This window comes from Corynebacterium sp. ACRPQ (genome assembly GCF_022347225.1).
Classification (GTDB): Bacteria; Actinomycetota; Actinomycetes; order Mycobacteriales; family Mycobacteriaceae; genus Corynebacterium; species Corynebacterium tuberculostearicum_D.
The window spans coordinates 11,934-31,669 of record NZ_JAKRNF010000012.1; the positions used below are offsets into that span (position 1 = coordinate 11,934).

Annotated in this window: 17 protein-coding genes; 6 read left to right on the top strand and 11 right to left on the bottom strand. The window is 61.9% G+C overall.

Annotation, left to right across the window (positions count from 1 at the left end):
- Positions 1-64: 64 nt before the first annotated feature.
- Genes MHY24_RS08105 through MHY24_RS08125 form a run of 5 tightly spaced genes read right to left on the bottom strand, consistent with a single transcriptional unit; the run spans position 65 to position 5,686 of the window.
- Positions 65-1,519: an ABC transporter ATP-binding protein gene (locus MHY24_RS08105; RefSeq protein ID WP_204611214.1), complete on the bottom strand. Its 1,455-nt coding sequence runs from the start codon at positions 1,517-1,519 to the stop codon at positions 65-67.
- A complete protein-coding gene (locus MHY24_RS08110) occupies positions 1,516-2,337 on the bottom strand; it encodes an ABC transporter permease (protein WP_239229422.1) in 822 nt (273 codons plus the stop codon). Before MHY24_RS08110 ends, MHY24_RS08105 begins: the two co-directional genes overlap by 4 nt.
- The gene (locus MHY24_RS08115) at positions 2,337-3,305 is read right to left on the bottom strand and encodes an ABC transporter permease (RefSeq protein WP_239229424.1); all 969 of its coding nucleotides are present in this window, start codon (positions 3,303-3,305) and stop codon (positions 2,337-2,339) included. The genes MHY24_RS08110 and MHY24_RS08115 overlap by 1 nt, the downstream gene beginning before the upstream one ends.
- The gene (locus MHY24_RS08120) at positions 3,302-4,882 is read right to left on the bottom strand and encodes an ABC transporter substrate-binding protein (protein WP_239192473.1); all 1,581 of its coding nucleotides are present in this window, start codon (positions 4,880-4,882) and stop codon (positions 3,302-3,304) included. The genes MHY24_RS08115 and MHY24_RS08120 overlap by 4 nt, the downstream gene beginning before the upstream one ends.
- A gap of 39 nt (positions 4,883-4,921) precedes the next feature.
- On the bottom strand, positions 4,922-5,686 hold the full coding sequence (locus MHY24_RS08125) for a GntR family transcriptional regulator (RefSeq protein ID WP_239192476.1): 765 nt from the start codon (positions 5,684-5,686) through the stop codon (positions 4,922-4,924).
- A gap of 204 nt (positions 5,687-5,890) precedes the next feature.
- Here MHY24_RS08125 and MHY24_RS08130 point away from each other — a divergent pair, with 204 nt between their 5' ends.
- Complete coding sequence (locus MHY24_RS08130) at positions 5,891-6,427, top strand: hypothetical protein (RefSeq protein WP_239192479.1); 537 nt, start codon at positions 5,891-5,893, stop codon at positions 6,425-6,427.
- On the opposite strand, the gene MHY24_RS08135 is transcribed toward MHY24_RS08130, so the two are convergent.
- From MHY24_RS08135 to MHY24_RS08150, 4 genes are all read right to left on the bottom strand, one after another.
- Positions 6,424-7,443 carry an LLM class flavin-dependent oxidoreductase gene (locus MHY24_RS08135; protein WP_239192482.1) on the bottom strand — a complete coding sequence of 340 codons (1,020 nt, stop codon included), beginning with the start codon at positions 7,441-7,443 and terminating at the stop codon, positions 6,424-6,426. The genes MHY24_RS08130 and MHY24_RS08135 overlap by 4 nt on opposite strands.
- A 196-nt stretch (positions 7,444-7,639) precedes the next feature.
- Positions 7,640-9,040, bottom strand: a complete 1,401-nt coding sequence (gene brnQ, locus MHY24_RS08140; protein ID WP_239194153.1) for a branched-chain amino acid transport system II carrier protein — start codon at positions 9,038-9,040, stop codon at positions 7,640-7,642.
- A gap of 204 nt (positions 9,041-9,244) precedes the next feature.
- The gene (locus MHY24_RS08145; RefSeq protein ID WP_239229426.1) at positions 9,245-10,375 is read right to left on the bottom strand and encodes a MalY/PatB family protein; all 1,131 of its coding nucleotides are present in this window, start codon (positions 10,373-10,375) and stop codon (positions 9,245-9,247) included.
- Positions 10,376-10,427: 52 nt separating this feature from the next.
- Positions 10,428-12,338 (bottom strand): ABC transporter ATP-binding protein, encoded by a 1,911-nt coding sequence (locus MHY24_RS08150; protein ID WP_239229428.1) that lies wholly within the window; start codon positions 12,336-12,338, stop codon positions 10,428-10,430.
- 185 nt (positions 12,339-12,523) lie between these two features.
- On the opposite strand from MHY24_RS08150, the gene MHY24_RS08155 reads away from it, so the two are divergent.
- Positions 12,524-13,072, top strand: coding sequence for a hypothetical protein (locus MHY24_RS08155; RefSeq protein WP_239229430.1), 549 nt, complete (start codon positions 12,524-12,526; stop codon positions 13,070-13,072).
- The gene (gene idi, locus MHY24_RS08160) at positions 13,069-13,605 is read left to right on the top strand and encodes an isopentenyl-diphosphate Delta-isomerase (RefSeq protein WP_239194145.1); all 537 of its coding nucleotides are present in this window, start codon (positions 13,069-13,071) and stop codon (positions 13,603-13,605) included. Before MHY24_RS08155 ends, idi begins: the two co-directional genes overlap by 4 nt.
- A gap of 16 nt (positions 13,606-13,621) precedes the next feature.
- Here idi and MHY24_RS08165 read toward each other — a convergent pair whose 3' ends face one another.
- On the bottom strand, positions 13,622-14,920 hold the full coding sequence (locus MHY24_RS08165) for a carboxylesterase family protein (RefSeq protein ID WP_239194143.1): 1,299 nt from the start codon (positions 14,918-14,920) through the stop codon (positions 13,622-13,624).
- A gap of 38 nt (positions 14,921-14,958) precedes the next feature.
- Between MHY24_RS08165 and MHY24_RS08170 the strand changes: the two genes are divergently transcribed.
- Both MHY24_RS08170 and MHY24_RS08175 read left to right on the top strand, forming a co-directional pair.
- Entirely contained in the window at positions 14,959-15,174 is a 216-nt protein-coding gene (locus tag MHY24_RS08170; RefSeq protein WP_239194141.1) for a hypothetical protein, read from the top strand.
- Entirely contained in the window at positions 15,167-15,406 is a 240-nt protein-coding gene (locus MHY24_RS08175; protein ID WP_204611235.1) for a hypothetical protein, read from the top strand. Before MHY24_RS08170 ends, MHY24_RS08175 begins: the two co-directional genes overlap by 8 nt.
- Before the next feature lie 37 nt (positions 15,407-15,443).
- On the opposite strand, the gene malQ is transcribed toward MHY24_RS08175, so the two are convergent.
- Positions 15,444-17,567: a 4-alpha-glucanotransferase gene (gene malQ / locus MHY24_RS08180; RefSeq protein WP_239229432.1), complete on the bottom strand. Its 2,124-nt coding sequence runs from the start codon at positions 17,565-17,567 to the stop codon at positions 15,444-15,446.
- A gap of 94 nt (positions 17,568-17,661) precedes the next feature.
- On the opposite strand from malQ, the gene MHY24_RS08185 reads away from it, so the two are divergent.
- Positions 17,662-19,494, top strand: coding sequence for a long-chain fatty acid--CoA ligase (locus MHY24_RS08185; protein ID WP_239229434.1), 1,833 nt, complete (start codon positions 17,662-17,664; stop codon positions 19,492-19,494).
- Positions 19,495-19,736: the final 242 nt, after the last annotated feature.

Here is a 19,736-nt window from a genome sequence, read left to right on the forward strand (position 1 = left end):
GCAGCAGGATCCTTTCTCGGCGGAGTTATCTGACCCGACTACCTTACGCCCGAAGCCACCCGCTTTACATGTCGGCGGCCGCGATGAGCCGGCGCGTGTAGTCCGTGCTGGGCGAGGACCATATGGAGTCGGTCGCGCCGTGCTCGATGAGCCGGCCGCGGTCAAGGACCGCAACGCTATCGCATAGGTGGCGCACCACCGCGAGATCGTGGGTGACAAAGAGCAGGGTGAGCTTGCGCTTGGCGATGACCCCCGCCAATAGCTCCAGCACCTGGGCGCGCACCGACATATCGAGGGCAGAGACGGCTTCATCGGCCAGCAAGATATCCGGCTCGCCGCACAGCGCGCGGGCGATGGAGATGCGTTGGCGCTGGCCGCCGGAGAACTCGTGCGGGAAGCGATCGAGGCTCTCGGCAGGCAGCCCGACCTCCTCAAGCGCGGCCGCGGCGCGAGCGCGCTTGTCGGCCTTGCTGGGGCTGCCGGGGATGGCCTCTGCGATGGATTTCCAGATTTTCAGGCGCGGGTTGAGCGAGCCTTGTGGGTCTTGGAAGACCATCTGCACGCGGCCGCGGACGTCGATGTCACCACTCGTGGGCTGGTCGAGCCCGGCGATGAGCTTGAGCAGGCTGGTCTTGCCCGAGCCGGAGCCGCCCACGATGCCGAGGCGCTCGCCGTGGTGCACGCGCAGGTCGATACCATCGAGCGCGGCATGTGCGCCGTGGACCTTGCTGACCCCGCGTAGCGTCACCAGCGCATCTTCCGCCGTGGCCGGAGAAAGGCTCAGCTCCGGCGGCCGCGAGGAGGCGATGAGCGTGCGGGTATAGGGATGCTCGGGGTGGACAAGTACGCGCTCGGTGGGACCGGATTCCACCACCGCGCCCTGGTGCATGACCAAGACGTTGGGGCACATGCGGCGGATTACGCCCAGGTCATGGGTGATAAAGATCAGAGCGGTGCCGTGGGCCTTGGTGACCCGCTCAATGACGCGCAGCACGCCATCTTGGGTGGTGGCATCCAGCGCGGTGGTTGGTTCATCGCAGATGAGGAGGTCGGGGCGCCCGGCCATGGCCATGGCGATGAGCACGCGCTGGCGCTGCCCGCCGGAGAGCTGATGCGGGAACCGGGAGGCGACATCGGCGGCTAGGTCCACCTCGTCGAGCGCGGCCGCGCAATCGCGCACCCCGGCCTGGGAGAGCTGCGTGCCTATGCGCATGAGCGGATCCAGCGCGCTCATCGGCTCTTGGAAGACCATCGCCATGGTGGACCCGCGCAGGGGACGGATGCGGGCATCGCGCGCGCCGATCACCTCGGTCCCGTCCACGGTCACGGAGCCAGTCGCGCGCACCCCATCGGGCAAAAGGCCCATGATGGATAGCGCCGTGAGGGATTTGCCGGAGCCGGATTCACCAATGATGCCGAGCTTCTCGCCGGCCGCGAGCTCGACGTTAATGGGGCCTAGCAGGGCAGTGGTGGACCCGGTGGCGGTAACCGTCAGGTTATCTACGTGGAGCAGGCTCATCGCGTGGATCCTTTCAGGCGGGGATCGAGGAGGTCACGGAGGGCGTCGCCAAGCAGATTAAAGCCCAGCACTGTGGCAGCAATGGCCAGCCCCGGCCAGAAGGCCTGCAGGGGAGCGGTGCCCAGCAGCGACTGGGAATCTTGCAGCATCCGGCCCCAAGAGGCCGCCGGCGGGGCGGTGCCCAGGCCGAGGTAGGACAGGCCGGCCTCGGCCAGGATGGCGAGCGCGAAGTAGACGGAGGCCTGCACGATGAGCAGCCCGGTGAGATTGGGAAGGATATGGCGCAGCGCCACCTTCCAGCCCGGCACTGCGGAAATGCGCGCGGAGGAAATAAAGTCCTGCGTGATAACCTGCAGCGTGCCCGAACGCGCCACGCGGGCGAAGGAGGGGATGCCGGCGATACCGATGGCAACCATGGCAGTCAGCGTCGAAGGGCCCCACACCGCGCCGGCAATAATCGCCAACAACAGCGCGGGGAAGGCAAGCAACAGATCCGCGCCGCGCATCACCAGGGCATCTACCCATGTGCCGCGGCGCATGCCGGCCAGGATGCCCAAGGGCACGCCCACGAGGGCGGCAATGCCCACCGCAATGAGCCCGACGAAGACCGTAATCTGGGCGCCCGCCATGATGCGGGAGGCGGTATCGCGCCCAAAGCGGTCCGTTCCCAGGAGGTGCTCGGCGCTGGGGCCAGCAAGGCGCACATCCGGGTGCGCCAGCGTCGGGTCATACGGCGTCCACACCAGCGAAAGTAGCGCCATCAGCACCGTGGCGGCAACGAGGAAGGCACCTAGCCAGCCAGAAAAACGCAGCTTCATTATTTCTCACCTGCCGTGATGCGCGGATCGATGAATCGGTAGGCCACATCCGTTAAGGCATTGACTACCAAGGCGAAGGCAACGAGCAGCATGACCAGGGTTTGCACCGTGGTCAGATCGCGCACCGACACCGCATCCAACAGCATGGAACCAATACCGGGGATGACAAAGACGGATTCGATCACCACAGCACCCACGACCATCGTGGTCAGCTGCACGCCGGCCACGGTAAGCACTGGCAGCGCCGCATTGCGCAGGCCATGGCGCTTGAGCGCCTCCCACGGGGACTGGCCGAGCGCACGAGCGGTGCGGATATAGTCCTGATGCAGCACATCAAGCACCGCCGAGCGCACATAGCGCGTTAGCATTGCACCTTGCACCACGGCCAGCGAAATGACCGGCAGAATAAGGTGGCGGATAAACTCGCCCGCGCCCTGGTTCGGTGGCACCCACCCATTGGCCGGCAGCCAGCCCAGATGGACGGCAAAGATGGCCACCAGAATGATGCCGAGGAGGAAGCTTGGCACCGCAATGCCCAGCTGCGTGCCGGCCGACACCACATCCGCGCCGCGGCTACGGTTGCGCAACGCCAGCCACATGCCCACCGGGATAGCTCCGGCCAGCGCCAGCAGCATCGCCAGGCCAATGAGGATGAGCGTGACCTGGGCGCGGTCTAACACCAGCGGCGTAATATCCTGCTGCGAGGACAAAGACTGCCCAAAGTTGCCGGTAAATAGGCCCTTTACCCACTCCCAATACTGCGTAAGCAGCGGGCGGTCCAGCCCCAGTTCGGAGCTCAGCTTGCCGACGGCCTCTTCGGTCGCATTCACCCCCAGCGCCACCCGCGCCGGGTTGCCCGGCACCGCGCGCATGAGCGCAAAAATGATGATGGAGGCTACAAAGAGCGTCAACGCGAAGCGCAGCAACGGGCGCACGATGGCGCGCCCCGTGGTGCGAAGGGAACTCATCGGGCCTCCTTTTCGGTGTTTTCTGCGGAGGTGGTTTTAGCGTCCGGGTCCGCGTCGGCAGAGGTCAGGTCGCGCAGTATGAGCGCGTCGGTGACCTGATCTGGGTGAAGCCCGCGCACGCCGGCGCGAGTGAGCACGATATTGGGCATATTCATGAGCGTCAGCGCGCCCGCATCCGCCATGATCTGGTCCACGGCCTGCGCCATGAGCTTGGGGTAGTCCTTCTCGGGGGCGGAATCGGCCTGGGCCAAAAGCTCGCGGGTGCGCGGGGAATCGTAGTTGAGGTAATAGTCCGGATCGCCGAACAAGGTGGGCACATCGCGCGGCTCCACGTGGGAGATGAGCGACATCTGATAGTCTTTCGCGCCCATGACCTGGCCTAGCCACACGGCTGGGAACTCGGCGGATTCCAGCGTCACCTTAAAACCAACCTCAGTAAGCTGCGAGTACAGCAGCTCGGCGACGGTCTGGGCGTAGGGCAGCGTCGGCGTGGTCAGCGCAATTTCGGCGCCTTCCGCGCCGGCCTCCGCGAGCAGTTGGCGGGCCTTGTCTGGATCGTAGTCGTAGTAGTGCTTGTCCTCGAACCACGGATCCGTTGGCGGGATCGGCGCGCCGCCGGTGTCTTTAGCCATCCCATTCCACAAAATGTCATTGGCCGCCGAGCGGTCCACGGCATAGGCCACGGCCTGGCGCACCCGTGGATCGTCGAAAGGCGCGCGGGCATTATTCATGGACAACAGCACCTCACCATTGGTGGTGCCGACCTCGGTAGCGATGCCCTCTTTGACGTCATCAAGAAGCTCCGGGTTCTGCACGCCCCAGACCACGTCCACGCCGCCGGCCTGCAGCGCATTGACCGAGGAGATGGTATCCGGGAAATAGCGCACCGTGACATCCTGTGCGGCGGGCTTTCCCCAATAACCGTCGCGAACGTGCAGCTCTACGAATTCCGAGGGCGCAAAGCGGGAAACCTCATAGGGGCCGGTTCCCACCGGCTGGGCGGCGAGGTTATCCATGCCGTGGGGCGTCATCATCGCGCCGGTGGCCGTACCCATGGACCACAGCCAGCCATTGGACGGCTGCTTGAGGCGCACCTTAAGCGTGTGATCGTCTACTGCCGTGGTCGTGTCTACCGGATCCATGGCCGCAGAGATACCGTTGGTCCACTTCTCGCGCACGTAGTTAATGGAAAAGGCGGCGGTCTCAGCGTTAAAGGCATCGCCATTGGAAAAGGTGACGCCGTCGCGCAGGTGGAAGGTATAGGTTCGGGCATCGTCGCTGATATCCCACGAAGTGGCAAGTCCTGGGGTAATGGAGCCGTCTTCATCGATGCGCACGAGGGTCTCGTACACGTTGTCCATAAGCACGGCGGGGATGGCGGCGCCACCGGTGGTGGTGAAATCCAGCGAGGTGGCCGCAGAGGTGGAAGCTACGGTGAGGGCAGAAGGTGCGGCGTCGCTGTCTGCCTGGGTGGTATCAACCACCGCGGTATGGCCCGCGGAACACGCCGAGAGGGTTCCTACAGCGGCCGCCATGGCGAGGCTGCCCAGCGCCCTACTGGCGCGAAATCTTCTCATAGAAAGCAGGGTAGCCGGTGGGTTTAGCTGCCGTGAAACTTATGCAAAATTTCCCGGAGTGGGGATAACTTCTAGGGGTGAAACGCCCCCGCGCACGCTATTCATCGCCAGCTTCATGCGGTCCGCGCGGTAGAGATAGACCGCCAATTCCACCGGCTCGCCGGAGTGGTTGGAAATCTCCATCTGCAGCCGCCACAGCGGGGTACCCGTAGCCACGCCAAGCGCTTCAGCATCCTCGGCATTGGCTTCTTCCAACGTGAGTTCGCGGCGCACATTATCAAAGTCCACGCCGCAATCGCGCAGGTGCGCATGAATGGATCCGGCATCCGCATCGAAGTCCAGGATGTGCTTTCCCACCACCATGGGGAAATACATGCGCTCGATGGCAATGGGGTGGTCTTCGGCATAGCGCACGCGGTGGACAAAGACGACATTTTGTTCTGGGTCTACGCGCAGAAAGCGGGTGATGTCTCGCGGAGCGCGGCGGCGAGCTAACCAGAGGGTGTGCTGTTGCGGATCCACGTCATATTCGCTCAGCCAGCTGGAAATGGAGTAAATCGATTCAAAAAGCTCTGCCTGGGTCGAGGCCAAAACGGTGGAGCGGCGCCCGCGGCCTGAGGACACTAGCCCTTCGGCCCGCAAAGCTGCAACGGCTTGGCGCACGGGTCCGCGGGAGGAAGAAAACTTCTCGCACAAGTCTGCTTCACTAGGCAGGAAATCGCCTGGTTGCAGCACGCCGGAGCTGATCTGTTCTCGCAGGTAATAAGCGATCTTCTGATGCTGCTGTTTATCGCGTGGGCTCATTCAACCTTTGTCCTTAGTTTCTCCGGGGCCTTTCCCAGCGGAGCGAAGCACAGTAATGTTATTCCATTTTGCAAAGGCGCGCTAATGCAATAACGCTACTGCGCATTTGATCCCCGCCCGGCCGAGGGGAGAAGGCAAAGGAAAAGGCCACGCGCCGTCCGACCAGCACCGAGATGCTAGGCGAGCACGCTAGGCTATGTGACCGTGGACGAGAGCACCGAAACGATTGAAGTACGCGCTGCCAGCGGCAGCGCGCGCCTAGGCAAGGCGGTAGCGGTGGCGATCATCATCGCCATCGCGCTGCTGGTTATCGGTGGGGTGCTTATCTACTCGGCGTTGCAGGAACCGGCCGATACGCGCCTGCATTCCGTTTATCTCATTGCCGCGCTCATGCCCCTAGGCGGGGCGCTGTGCGCCATGCTGGCGGTGGTGGCCTCCGTGCGGCGCCGGGCGCGTCCGGTGCTGCGGATCGGCGAGGAGATTTCCTTGCCCCACCAGCGGATCAGTTTCGCCGCCTCTGAACTAGAGCGCGTGCAGTTCTATTCGCTCGAGTTGGGTCAGAATTTCCTCGCCCTGATTCCAGGCGGGGTGCGCGTTTCTACCTTGGACGAGGCCCAACGGTATTCGGCCCGCCTGCCGGAGCAGGCGAACCTGGGCCCGCGGGAACTCGAGGGAAAGCTCCGGGAACGGTTCCCCGGCGTTCCCATTGACCACCTGGGCCAGGTGCGGGCCGAAGACTAGCTCGGGGTGCCGGCAACGCGTGCCGGATCGAGCTGCCAGCCCTGCGCGAGCAGCTGCATATTCTTGATTACTTCCTCGTGCGAGCTGGACTGCAGCGAGACCATGAGCTCATCGGCCTTGGCGTGCTCCTGGAAGGTATCGAGGTAGTTGGCCACCTCATCGGCGGTGCCGACGGCGGAGTACTTCAGCATGTCTAGGATCTGCTGGCCCTGGTACGAGCCGATGATCTGCTCTACCTGCTCGTCGGTGAGGTGCTTGCCGCGGCCGGCGAAGGCCTTGACGCGATTGAAGCACACGCGCTCGTATTCTTCCTGTGCCTCTTGGGTGGTATCGGCGGCAGTGACGTTGACGCCGGCGATGACATAGGGCTTGCTAAAGCGCTCGGAAGGCTGGAAGTGCTCGCGGTAGTAGGTGGTGGCCTGCTCGAGGTGCTGCGGGGCGAAGTGGGAGGCAAAGGCATAAGGCAGGCCGAGCTTGGCGGCCAGCGAGGCGCCGAACATGGACGAGCCCAAAATATAGATAGGCACGTTGGTATTCGCGCCTGGAATGGCGCTGACTCCAGGGATATAGGACTTGCCCTCGAGGTAGGAGTTGAGCTCCTTGACGTCTTCGGGGAAGCGCTCGGCAGAGTGGGCGTCGCGGCGCAGGGCACGGCCCAGGGTATTCATGTCCGTGCCGGGGGCGCGGCCCACGCCCAAGTCAATGCGCTCGGGGTACATCTCCTCCAAGGTGCCGAATTGCTCGGCGATGACATAAGGGGAGTGGTTGGGCAGCATCACGCCGCCGGAGCCCAAGCGGATGCGCTCTGTTTTCGCACCGATGTGCGCGATGAGCACGGCCGGGGAAGAGGACATGATGGACTTCATATTGTGGTGCTCGGTGTACCACATGCGGGAGTAGCCCAGTTTCTCTGCTTCCTGTGCCAATTGCACGGAGCGGGCGATGGACTGTGCTGGAGTTTCGCCCTCATAGATGGTGCAGAAGTCCAAGACGGAAAGATGCGCGCGTTCGGTCACGGTGGAGGGCCTTCCTTTGCTTCGGTAGGTGCTCTATAAGTTCTCTCCTTCCAACGGTACGCGCCGCTCGACTATTCCGGTCCGGGGGCGATACAGCAAGGCTGCGTGGGGAGCGGTAGGCACACAGAAATCTCCCCTCCGCCTCGGCGCTGCGATGCAGTGCGGAGAGGGAGGGGAGTGAAGCAGGAGAAGGGTACTAAGCCCCGGCGAGGGCCTCAGCCTCGGCCGGTTCTTCCGCTTGTGGGTTGGCGGCGGCGTGCTTCTCGCCGGCCTTGGTGGCGATATCGACAACGAGGCCGATGACTGCCGCGATAGCGGTAGGAACAATCCAGCCCAAGTCCACGGACTGGCCGGGCGCCAGGCTCAAGAGGGGATCGAGTGTGTCGGCGCCCCAGCCCTGGGCGGCGATGACGGACAGAGCCGACCACAGCACCGATACCCACAGCGCCAGGCGGTAGGTCCAGTAAAAGACGACGGACTTCTTTACCACCGGCTGGATCAGGGTGAGGGCGATCAGGGAGATAGCGGGTGGGTACAAGAAGGTGATGAACGGAACCGCGATAGACAGCACCGTATCCAGGCCCTGGAAGGCAAAGAGGATGGACAGCGCGGTAAACAGGCACGCCCATACGTGGTACTTGACCTTGGGCATGAGCATCTCGAAGAAGGCCGAGGTGGAGGTGATAAGGCCCACCGCGGTGGTCATGCAGGCCAGGATGACGATGGCAGAGAAGACTGCCTGGCCGATGGTGCCCATGGTGAGATTGGCGGCGTCGGCAAGCAGGGGCGCTCCCGACTCATAGGACTGGCCGTTAGGAATGGTTTGGCCTACCCACGCCAAGCCTAGATAGATGGCGGCCAGCAAAAAGCCCGCAATAAGCGCGGCGGTGATGGTGCCGTTGACCAGGGACTTGCGGGTCTTAAAACCCTTGGAGCGCAAGGACGCAACAATCACGATGGAAAAGGCCAAGCCGGCAATCGCGTCCATGGTGTTATAGCCCTCGAACAGGCCGGTGACCATGGGGGAAGAAGAATAATCCTCGGTAGGGGTCTGGGGATCGCGGCCGTTGCTAAAAGCGGCCAAAGTGATAAGGACGATCAACAGCGCTACCAGGGCTGGGGTAAGGAACTTCCCCAAGGTATCGATGATGGTGTTCGGGCTCCAGGCCAGCACTAAAGCGATAAGGAAGAAGACGATATTGAAGATGCCATTGGCCATCGTTCCTTCCCAGCCCAGAAGTGGGGTAATGGCGGTTTCCATGGACACGGCGCCGGTGCGCGGCAGGGCGTAGAAAGCACCGATGGCCAGGTAGGCCATCACGGAAAAGACCAAGCCGAAGAGGGCGCCGCCGTTGGAGCTCAAATCGCGCACGGAGCGGCCAGAAATGGCAACGGCAACAATAGCTAGGACCGGAAGGAGCACGCCGGCGGCCAGGAAGCCGAGGACGGCGGGCCAAAAGTTGGTGCCGGCCGAAACGCCCACCATGGGCGGGAAGATGAGGTTGCCGGCGCCGAAGAACATCGAAAACAGCATCAGCGACGCAATTACGATGGTGGCGCCGGGCTTAGAGGTGCTTGACGCAACTGGGGTAGCCATTGTGGCTCCTTAATTTTCCATGTACAGCTAGAATGCGAGGAAGCTTTCCCATTCCGCCGAGGGTGGTGGCGGAGGCGGGGTGCCTCTTCGCGGTCCGAGGTGGCGGGTCACGCCTGTTCGTGTAATGAGACATTACCGCCCACATGGTGAGAAATCAAAGCGTGGGGGTGACGCAGAATACATGGTGGTCCCAGCTGGTTCGGCCTAATCGAGGTCCGCGAAGGCGCGCTCCATGCGGTCGAGCGCTTCTTCCAAGATTTCGCGTGAGGTAGAAAAGTTCAATCGCGCATGACCCGGGCCGCCGGTGCCAAAGGTATCGCCCTCATTAAGCGCTACCTTCGCATTCTCCCGCAACCACTTGGCCGGCTGCGGGTTGCCGCCGATAGCGGTATCGGCAAAATCCAACCACAGGAGGTAGGTGGCGTCCGGCTTGCTGGTCTTTAAGCCGGGGATGCGCTGAGGCAGCTCCTCCACCAACCAATCGCGGGTCTGTCGCAGGTACGCTATTTCTTCATCGAGGAAGTCGCCGCACTTGCGGTAGGCAGTCTCCGCAGCAAGCACGCCTAGAGTGCCCGTGCCATCCTTGGCTACGCCTGTGAGGCCATTCCACGTGTGTACATCGGCCGTGTTGGAGAAAATGATCTGCGCGCACTTCAGGCCAGCTGTATTAAAGGCCTTGGACGTCGCGGTTACCGTGATGGTGCGCTCCGCGGCCGCCGCGCCGAGCGAGGCCACCGGAATATGCCGGCCCTCATAGACCAGCGGGGCATGGATTTCATCGGCCAGGATGCGCGCATCATATTTTTCTGCCAGTTCTACCAGGCCGGTGAGGTAGTCCTCGTCCAACACACGGCCGAGTGGATTATAGGGATTGGCCAGCAAAATAGAGCCAGCGCCCGCTTGGAAGGCGCGCTCAATATCGTCCAGTTCCAAGCTGGTCTCGATCTTTTCGCGGCCTGCGGTGCGTGGTAGCTCCAGCAGTGGAGGGTAGGAAGGCACGGGCACGATGACCGGGGAGCCTTCGCGGGTAAAGTACTGCACTCCTAGCAAAAGACCCCGCACTACGTCCCCGATCCAGAAAATATGTTCCGAGTTGGGGCGCCAGCCATAGCGCGTGTCATAAAAATCAGCCACAGCCTCGCGCAGCCCCGAGGCCTTAGGCGCTGGGGTATAGCCAAAGGTTTCCTTATCCACCATCTCTTCCAGCGCCTTTTTTACGGCGGGCGCGGTGGGGAAATCGGACTCCGCGATCCACAGCGGCAGGACGTCTTCCTCGAAGACGGTCCACTTGCGGGTTCCGCGGGCTTGCAACTCTTCTAGGCTAGGAAACTCCATGGCCATAACCATAACGCGAAGCCCGCGGCCACCCCAGCGCTTTTATGCGCTTTTATTCATCTGCCTTGTCAGCCCACCGGGAGTCCTCCTCCGCGTCTTCGGATTCGGAGGCAGGGCCGGAGACAAAACCATACTTCTTCAACCGGCGGCGGTCCGCGGCCGAGGTGGATTGGGTGAGTTTGAGCAACTCGGCATAAATGCCACCGGATTGCGCCAGTTCGGCCGGCGAGCCCATTTCATCAATGCGGCCGCGATCCAGGGTGATGATGGTATCCACATCCGCAATGGTGGACAGGCGGTGGGCAATAATCAGCGTGGTGCGGTCCTTCATTAGCTCATCCAGGCCGGCCTGCACGGCGCGCTCGGACTTGGTATCCAGCGCCGAGGTGGCCTCATCCAGGACCAGGATGGGCGCGTCCTTGAGCATGGCGCGCGCCACGGAGACGCGCTGCTTCTGCCCGCCGGAAAGCTTCAGACCGCGCTCACCAATGACCGTGTCATAGCCGTCCGGGAAGGCTTGGATAAACTCATGGGCATTGGCGCGCTTGGCGACGTCCACGATTTCCTCCTCCGTGGCACCCGGCTTGCCATAAGCGATGTTCTCGCGAATGGTGCCGGAAAAGAGGTAGGACTCCTGGAAGACCACACCCACCGAGGCGCGCAGGCGCGAGGCGGTGAGATCGTCTACCCGGTGCCCCAATACATCCAGGTGCCCGGCCGAGGGGTGGTAAAGGCCTAGCAGGAGATTGACCAACGTGGACTTGCCGCCGCCGGATTCGCCCACGAGCGCCACCTTGTGGCCCTCAGAGGCGGCGAAGGAAATATCCTCCACCACGGGCTTGCCTTCCTCGTAGGCGAAGGAGACGTGGTCAAAGGAGAAGACCGGCGCGCCGGGTGTGGGTTCGAGCGGCGGGATAGGAGTGAGATCCAGTTGCGGGGTATCGGAGCCGGTGGTGGCGGCTACCAGCTCGCGCGAGGCGGTGGGTTCGAGGTCTTCTTCCATGACCTTGAAATAGTCTTTAGAGCCGGCGATCGCGCGCTGGGCAGAGTCGACGATCCAGCTCATCATGAACACCGGCTGCTTGGCCATGGCCACCATCTGCAACAGCATGACCATGTCACCGAGGGTGAAGTGGCCCTCGAGCGTGCGCCAAAAGACCACCGCATAAATGCCCAAGAAGATTAATGCCATGGCAATCCCGCGGAAGGTATCCATCAAGTGCCACCAGTTGGATTGCGGCTTGGTGGTATCAACCACGCTACGGTAGCGGCGAGCAAAATGGTCGAGCTCGCGGGTCTCGCTCACAAATGACTTGGCCACCTTGACCTGGCCGATGACCTCCGCAAAGCGGCCATTGGCTAAGTCGATATTTTCATTTTTGGTGGCCTCAAATTTCTGCCAGCGCTTCGAAGTCAGCGCCGTAAGCCACATATAGACGGGGAAGAGCAGAGCCAGCAAGATGGCCAGCGGCCAGTAATACCACGCGGTAATGGCCAGCACGGCGACGGTCTGGATGATCATCGTGAAAAAGTTATTAGAAAAGGACTGTACGAATTGCGTGATATTGGCAATCGAGCGATCTAGCCGGGCGATGATCGTGCCGGTGACCTGGTTATCGTAATAGCCTTGGGGAAGTGCCAAAAGCTTGGCAAAGTAGCGGGTGGATAGGATTTGGCGCAAGCGCGCGACCATGACATCGCCGATATAGCCGCCGATATTGCGGAAGAGGGCATTGGCGGCGTCGGCAAGAAAAAGCGCAAAGGCCAAGAGTAAAACGGTGCGCAGCGCAGCGTCGACCGGGCCATCGTTTTGCAGAGCCTCCACGATGGTATCGGTGGCCTGGCGGGTCAAAAAGGGAGAGACCAAAGCCAGCACCGCGGTGACCGCGGCGGCGGCTAGCACGCCGAGATAAAAAGGCCACAGGGCAGAAGCACTGCGGGTGATGCGCAAAATGGAATTCATAAATGACCACACTCAATTCAAAACGGCGGGTAGTGCGCGAATTTAGGAAATAGGAGAGATTTAAGCGACTGCCCAGTATGCCACATGCGGCGTTAACGAGCGTAAATGCCTAAGTTCCGGAAGGAGTAGGCTAAGGTACTTGTGCAGAAATACAACAATCTTCGCGTGCAAAGGATCCATCCACGGTGAAAATTTCTCACACATTCGGCGCGGGCGTGGTCAGCGTTCTCGCCGTGACCCTGACCGGATGTAGCGTTCTCCAGCCGGAAGAAACAGGGCTCGGGGACAATATCACCGTCTCCAGTTCCGAAGAGGCTCCGTATGAGGCCAAGGACACCGACGATAAAGAGGTCACCTCTAACCTGGCCGAACCCGTTGAGGATAAAGGCCTTGGCGTGAGCTGGGAGCTGCAAGGGGTGTATTCCGATAATAACTCCGGTGGCTCCGTGGTGACCATCCTGCTGAAGAATGAAAACGACGTGCCCTTGCCGGTCGACGCCTTTGAAGATCCCACCCTTGAGCGTGCCGACGGCAACGGCGGCTGGGCCAAGATCAACTCCTTGCCCTATGACAAGGAATCTGCCCCAGACGTGGAGCCACCGGGGCTCGATCACCCGTTGGGCGCGGGCGCTTCGGTAAACCTGCAGTACCGCTTTGACGTCACGCCAGGCAATCTGTGGAATGCTCGCTTGCACATTGGCAACGTGACCTGGGTAGGAGACCTTAATCTATGACGGAACTTGTAGTCTTGGCCTCTGCCGCGGGTGAACCCATCGGCACCGCTCCCAAGGCCGAAGTTCATACCACCGATACTCCGCTGCACTTTGCCTTCTCCGCCTGGCTAACCTGCAGCGGCAAGGTGCTGGTAACCCGCCGCGCGCTGGGTAAGCTCACCTGGCCCGGGGTGTGGACCAATGCCTTCTGCGGCCACCCCGCCCCCGGCGAGGAAACCGCCGATGCGGTACTGCGCCGCGCCACCTTTGAGTTGGGTATTGCGCCTGGAGACCTGTCTACCCCGCAGCTTATCCTGCCGGATTTTTCTTATCGCGCCGTGGATTCCTCGGGCACGGTAGAAAATGAAATCTGCCCCGTGTACACGGTGGAGCTTTCTACCGACGCCGCGTGGGAACCCAACCCAGACGAGGTGGATTCCTATCAATGGGTCGAGCCGGCGCAGCTTTTCGCCGCGGCCGATGCCATGCCCGGAGTCTTTAGCCCGTGGATGATTGACGAGCTAGCGGACGATAAATTGCGCGCTGCGCTGTAATTTCGGTGCGCCAGTTTTATAGGTCATCTTCGTCGTAGAAGGCCGCGGCCACATAATCCAAGGTGGCATAGGCTAAGCGGCGCTCGTCCGTATCCAGGTCAAATTCCAGCACGTTATGGTCATCGCCGTAGCTGGGGAATCCGGGCTCGCCAGTGGTGGCAAAGTGGCGCAGCCATTCATTGAGCTCACTGGCGGGGGTTTCCTCGCCGGCCTCGTTTCTGCTTCCGTCAAAAAGAGGGCCCAATTCCGCACAATGCACCGCGGGGGAATGGGTGCGCGTAAACTCCATCATCCACGTCGGGCCTGGGGCATGCGCAGCCACCTGGGCGGCCCACCGGCGCACGGCGGCGTCACCGATGAGACGGCCCATTGGCCGCTGCGGATCCACGTAGTGCGCTAGCTGCCGCCACTGCTTGAAGTGCTCGTGCGATACGCCAAATTTGGGCGAAAGGTAGCTGGTAATAAAACCGGCTAGCGCCATCTTGTCTATGCGCTGCGCGGCGGGCATATCGTAGAACTCATCGCGGGTAGAGGTCACCACGATGGGAATATCCGCCAGCTCCTCGGCCTGCAATGGGGCAGGACCTAAAGCAACGTCGAAGCGGTATTTCTTGCGGAATTTGGCATACCCCTTGGCTAGCGATTCTGGGTCCAATTTCTCCAGAGCTTGGCGCGTTATGGACACACCGAGGCACTTGCGCAGATCCGCCACGCGGTGCTCAAAACGGTCGCGCGGGAATGCTGGCGAGAGTGCCAGTACGCGGCGGAAACCACCCCGGAAGTGATCGCGGCGCGTCAGCCATAGGCTCATCGCTGCACCGGCGGACTGGCCCACCAAAGTGATATTGGTCTTATCCCCGCCAAAGGCCTCGATATTGTCCTGCAACCATTCCAAAGCCAGCAGGCAGTCATCGATGCCGCGGTAGCGGTCCGCCTCATCGCCATCAAAGCGCGCGAAGCCAGCCAAACCGACGCGGTAGCCCACCTGCACTTGAATAACGCCGTGGCGCGCATTTGTCGTACCCGTAAGACGCGGGTCTTCGTGCGTTCCGTGCTCGTAGCGCCCGCCATGGATATAGACCACGACGGGGCACTCGGCGGCGTCGGCAGGCGCGGTAATAGACAGCGCAATGTCGTCTGGATGCGGCTCGCGGGCATCCTGGTCACAGGTGCCCTCTAGTGGCTTGGCGGGGGAGAAGGGGCTGGGTATGGTGCTATAGCGCACCGAGTGGAAATAGTGCAGGCCATCTCGGCGCACGCCGGTAATCCGGCCGGAGGCGGTGGCAACGGTAACGGGTATTTGGGCACTCGACATGTCTGCCAGATTACCGCGAGCAAGTAGGATGAGGTGCCATGGAGTGGTTGACGAGCTTGGGCAGCACGCTCTCGCAGTTTTTGGTGCAGGCGCCCGTATGGATACAAATGATCATCGTGGTGGCTATTGCCGTGCCACTCATGGTGGTCATCGCCTGGTGCCTCATGTGGGCAGTCGATCGCGTGGCCAACCGCGCCGCAGGCGTGATTTCTCAGCAGCGCAACCGCCGCACTAAAGTAGACCACCATGGCTGAGGAAAACAACGAGCGCGCACAGCAGGAACGCGCCGAGCTGCGCGCCAATCCGCGCGAGGGCCTCTGGGACCCCGAGTCCAAGCGCGCCGCCCAGTCTTCCGCCGCAACAGATACACCGGGCGCGCAGCCGATAAAGCGCAAGCGTGCCCTGCCCAAGTCCCGCGTCTCGCTCACGCTGTGGACAATGATCGCCCTCATCATCATTGTCGCGCTCATTGGCCTGTGGACTTAAAGACCCCGCCGATGGAGCCGCGCGGGAGAATCCAGTGCTAGCTCTTGCGGCTGGTGGATTCCAAACGCTGGAAGAATTCCAGCCCAGGAAGATCCTCGATAAGTAGGGCATTACCGGCCGTATCGCACAGCGGCACGCACCAATTGGGATAAAGCTCGTGGGTAGTGCCCGGCTGATTTTGCGCGCGTACATCACCCACCATGTCCACCAAGCTGGTGCACACAAGCGCCGAAGGCGTGCCAGCGATATACCGGTGCAGGGCCACGCTGAGATCCTCCTCCGCGCCGCGGGAGGCGCGCCCATCCGGATCCACGCGGTAATCGCGCTGCGGCAATAAGCCGCGGTCAGCTACCGCTCCCAGCACGCGGGCCTGCCACTCGATGTCATCGTGCTGCTCATCATCTACCGAGCGGTTCAGCACGCCCAAACGCGCGCGGAGTGAAATATGCTCGCCGCGCAGGTACGCCAAGGTCGGCGGCAGGTCGTGCGTATTAACCGAGGACAGCGCCAGCTTGCGGTACTTTTCCTGTGGCAGCGGGGAGTAGTTATCATCATCTCGTTCAAACCATACGATGGATGTTCCCAATACCGCCTTGTGGGCGAGGACATCTTGTACCCATGGCTCCAGGGTGCCGAGGTCCTCACCAATGACCACCGCGCCGGCGCGCTCTGCTTCTAGCGCCAAGATACCCACCATGGCCTCTAAGTCATAAGAGACATAAGTGCCCGTCAGCGGGCTGGCCATGCGGGGGATCCAGTACAGACGGAATAGGCCCAAAATGTGGTCCACGCGCACGCCACCGGCATGGCGCAACACGGTGGAGAGCATCTCGCGCCACGGGGCATAGCCGGCAGCGGCCAAGCGCTGTGGGTGCCACGGCGGCTGCGACCAATCCTGACCCTGCTGGTTATAGTCATCCGGCGGGGCGCCTACCGAACATTGCGGCGCCAAGTATTCGGTGAGGTTGACCGCATCGGCGCCACCCGGGTGCACACCCACGGCCAGGTCGGTGACTAAGCCGAGGCGCATGCCGGCATCGAGCGCGCGCTGCTGGGCGGCGGCCAGCTGCTCATCGCACAGGAATTGCAGCCAAGAATAAAAGCGGGTGAGCTTGTCCATATCCAGGTCCTCGGCATGGCGCTGGCCCGACTGCGCCGCGGCATCCTGCTGCGCGCACCACGCCGCGAAATCACGCAGTCCACGGCCCTCCTCGCGGGCGTAGCGCACGAAGGCCTCCTCACGCTCCGGGGTGGGCTGGTAATTAAAGAGCTCGCGCAGCACCTGTAGTTTGGCCTCAAAAATGGTATCGCGCTCAATTTCCTCGGCGCTGCGGTTGCGCTGGCGAAACTCCTCCGCCAGCTCGCGCACATCATCCTGTAAGTCCTCTGGCAAGAGCTTGAGCTCCGGGATGGATTCGATGTGCAGGTAGAGCGGGTTGATAAAGCGCCGCGTGGTAGGCAGGTAAGGCGAATTTTCCACCGGCGGCAGCGGCTCGGCCGCATGCAGCGGGTTGACCAGCAAGAAATCCGCGTACGGGGCGAGTGTTTCTGCCAGCTGGCCTAAGTCCTGGAAATCACCAATGCCCCACGAGAAATCCGAGCGCACCGAATAGAGCTGCGCCATCACGCCGCTAATCGGGCGCTCCACAAATTGATCGGCCGTAGAAAGGCGCGCCGGGGTAATGATGAGCGGGCTGGCATGCTTGCCGATGCCCCCGGACTCCAGCACCAATTCGTGGTAACCCATGGGCAGGTCCCCGGGAATGTGGAAGCTCGCCTCGCCCCAAAGCGTGCCATCGACGTTGGCGTCCGGGGCATCATTGGGATCCTGGTAGACCTCGCGGGTGCCTCCTTCCTCCAACTCAATGTGTACGTTGGCGGCATCGCCCGCGTGCACGTGGACCACGAACCCGCGCTCTTGACCTTGGGGTGCGACAACGCAGTGGGGGAGGGGCTGGGAGGAGCGGTCCAGGTAGTCGTCGTAAAGCAGCTGCGTCAGTGCCGCATCGTCCGGATTATCATCGATGGCCACGCCCAAGGCGCGCAGGGTATAGGCAATAGTGTCTTCAGCGACGTGGACGGGGAAACCAGACTGGGAGGTATAGCTGGTGGCCACACCGTGGCGCTGGGCGAGTTCTTCAAGCAAGGCGCGGGTAGTCACAGGCCACATTGTGCCACGGGGACAACGCGCCTGCTGGGGAACAGATTGGTACAGTAGGCGGAGATTAATAATTAGCTGTTCGAAAGGACACCGCGTGACCCTGCAAGAAGTCCACACCCCAGCCCAATTTACTATCGAGCCGGGCGAAACCTGCTTGACCGCCCTGATGGACACCGCCAAGAAGCGCCCTCACGGCGTCATGTTTACCCGCCCGGCTAACTACGAGTGGGTCAACGTCACGGGCAAAGAATTCATCGATGAGGTCTTTGAAGTAGCCCAGGGACTTATCGCACTGGGCGTGCAGCAGGGGGACCGCGTCGCCCTCATCTCTGCCACCCGCTATGAGTGGTCCCTGCTGGACTTTGCCATCTGGGCCGCCGGTGCGGCCTCCGTGCCGGTCTATCCGTCCTCGTCCGCCTCCCAGGTGCGCTGGATCATCGAGGACTCCGGCGCCGTGCTCGCCATTACGGAAACCCGCGAGCACTCCGAGCTGGTAGAAAACCTGGTGCTGCAAGAAGACGGCGAGCCCAACCTCAAGGGCTCCCCCTCCCAGCTGCGCCGCGTGCTGGAAATTAACTCCTCTGCCATCGATACCTTGAAGTTCGAGGGCCGCGGCGTGGCCACCGAGGAGGTCTACGCCCGCATCAAGGCCACCTCCACCGATGACCTGGCCTCCCTGGTGTATACCTCGGGCACCACTGGTCGCCCTAAGGGCTGTATCTTGACCCATCGGAATTGGCTGGCCCAGACCCGCGGTCTGTGCACCAACCCGATTGGCATCTTCGCCGTGCCGGGCAGCCATACCTTGACCTTCCTGCCGCTGGCACACGTCTTTGCCCGTGCGGTATCCATTGCGGTGGCCATGCGCGGTGCCTCCCAGAACCACTGGTCCGATTTTTCCACCATTTCTATCGAGTTCGCCCGCTCCCGCCCGAACGTCATTTTGGGTGTGCCACGTGTCTTTGAAAAGGTGCGCAACTCCGCTGCCGCTAAGGTGGCCGATTCCGGCATCAAGACCTTGCTTTTTGAGCAATCCGAGAAGGTAGCCATCGAGTACTCCAAGGCTTTGGATAAGCCGGAGGGCCCGGACCGCCTGCTGAAAGCCAAGCACAAGGTCTTTGACAAGCTGGTGTACTCCACCATCCGCAAGGGCGTGGGTGGCAACGTGAGCTACTGCATTACCGGTGGCTCGGCCATGGGCCACGACCTGCTGCACTGGTACCGCGGCATCGGCATCCCGGTCTATGAGGGCTATGGCTTGACCGAGGTCGCCGCCGCGGCCGCGGTGGACTTTGTGGACCAGTCCATCGGCACCGTTGGCCCGCCGATGGGTGGCGTGACCTTCCGCATTAACGATGAAGGCGAAATCTGCATCAAGGGAGATATCGTCTTCCACGGTTACTGGAATAATCCGGAAGCCACGGCCGAGGCCCTCGAGGATGGCTGGTACAACACCGGCGACCTAGGTGAGATTGATGAGGACGGCAAGCTTGTTATCACCGGCCGCAAGAAGGATCTCATTGTCACGGCCGGCGGCAAGAATGTCTCGCCTGGCCCGATGGAGGATATCCTGCGCGGACACCCGCTTATCTCCCAGGCCATGGTGGTAGGCGATGGCAAGCCCTTCGTCGGCGTGCTGCTGACCCTGGATCCGGACATTTTGAAGCGCTGGAAGCTAGACCACAACATTCCGGAGAATCGCTCCATGCGCGAGCTGGCCACCGATCCGACCCTGCGCGCGGAGCTGCAGGATGCCATCAACCAGGTCAATGCCACCGTCTCCCATGCGGAGGGCATCAAGAAGTTCTACATCCTCGAATCTGACCTAACCGAGGAAGAAAACGAGCTGACCCCCACCATGAAGGTCAAGCGCAACGTGGTTTCGCAGCGCTACGCCGCAGCCATCGAGCACCTGTACAAGTGCTAGGCTGCGCGGTGGGTACACCCGAGGGAATTCCCTCGGGTGTTTCTTTTTGCCCTGCTTGCCGACGCCCCCTTCTGCAGCTCACCTCACCATCCTCACCCCAGTGCGGGCGAACCTGCCATAAACCTGTGAATGGCTTCGGAGTGTCGCGCGCTCGCGGCGGCGGATCTCGCATAAAGTCGTGAGGCGTTACAGCAAACCTCAACCTCTACTAGAGGTTAGAAATGGGACCGTGGAAGGAGTGG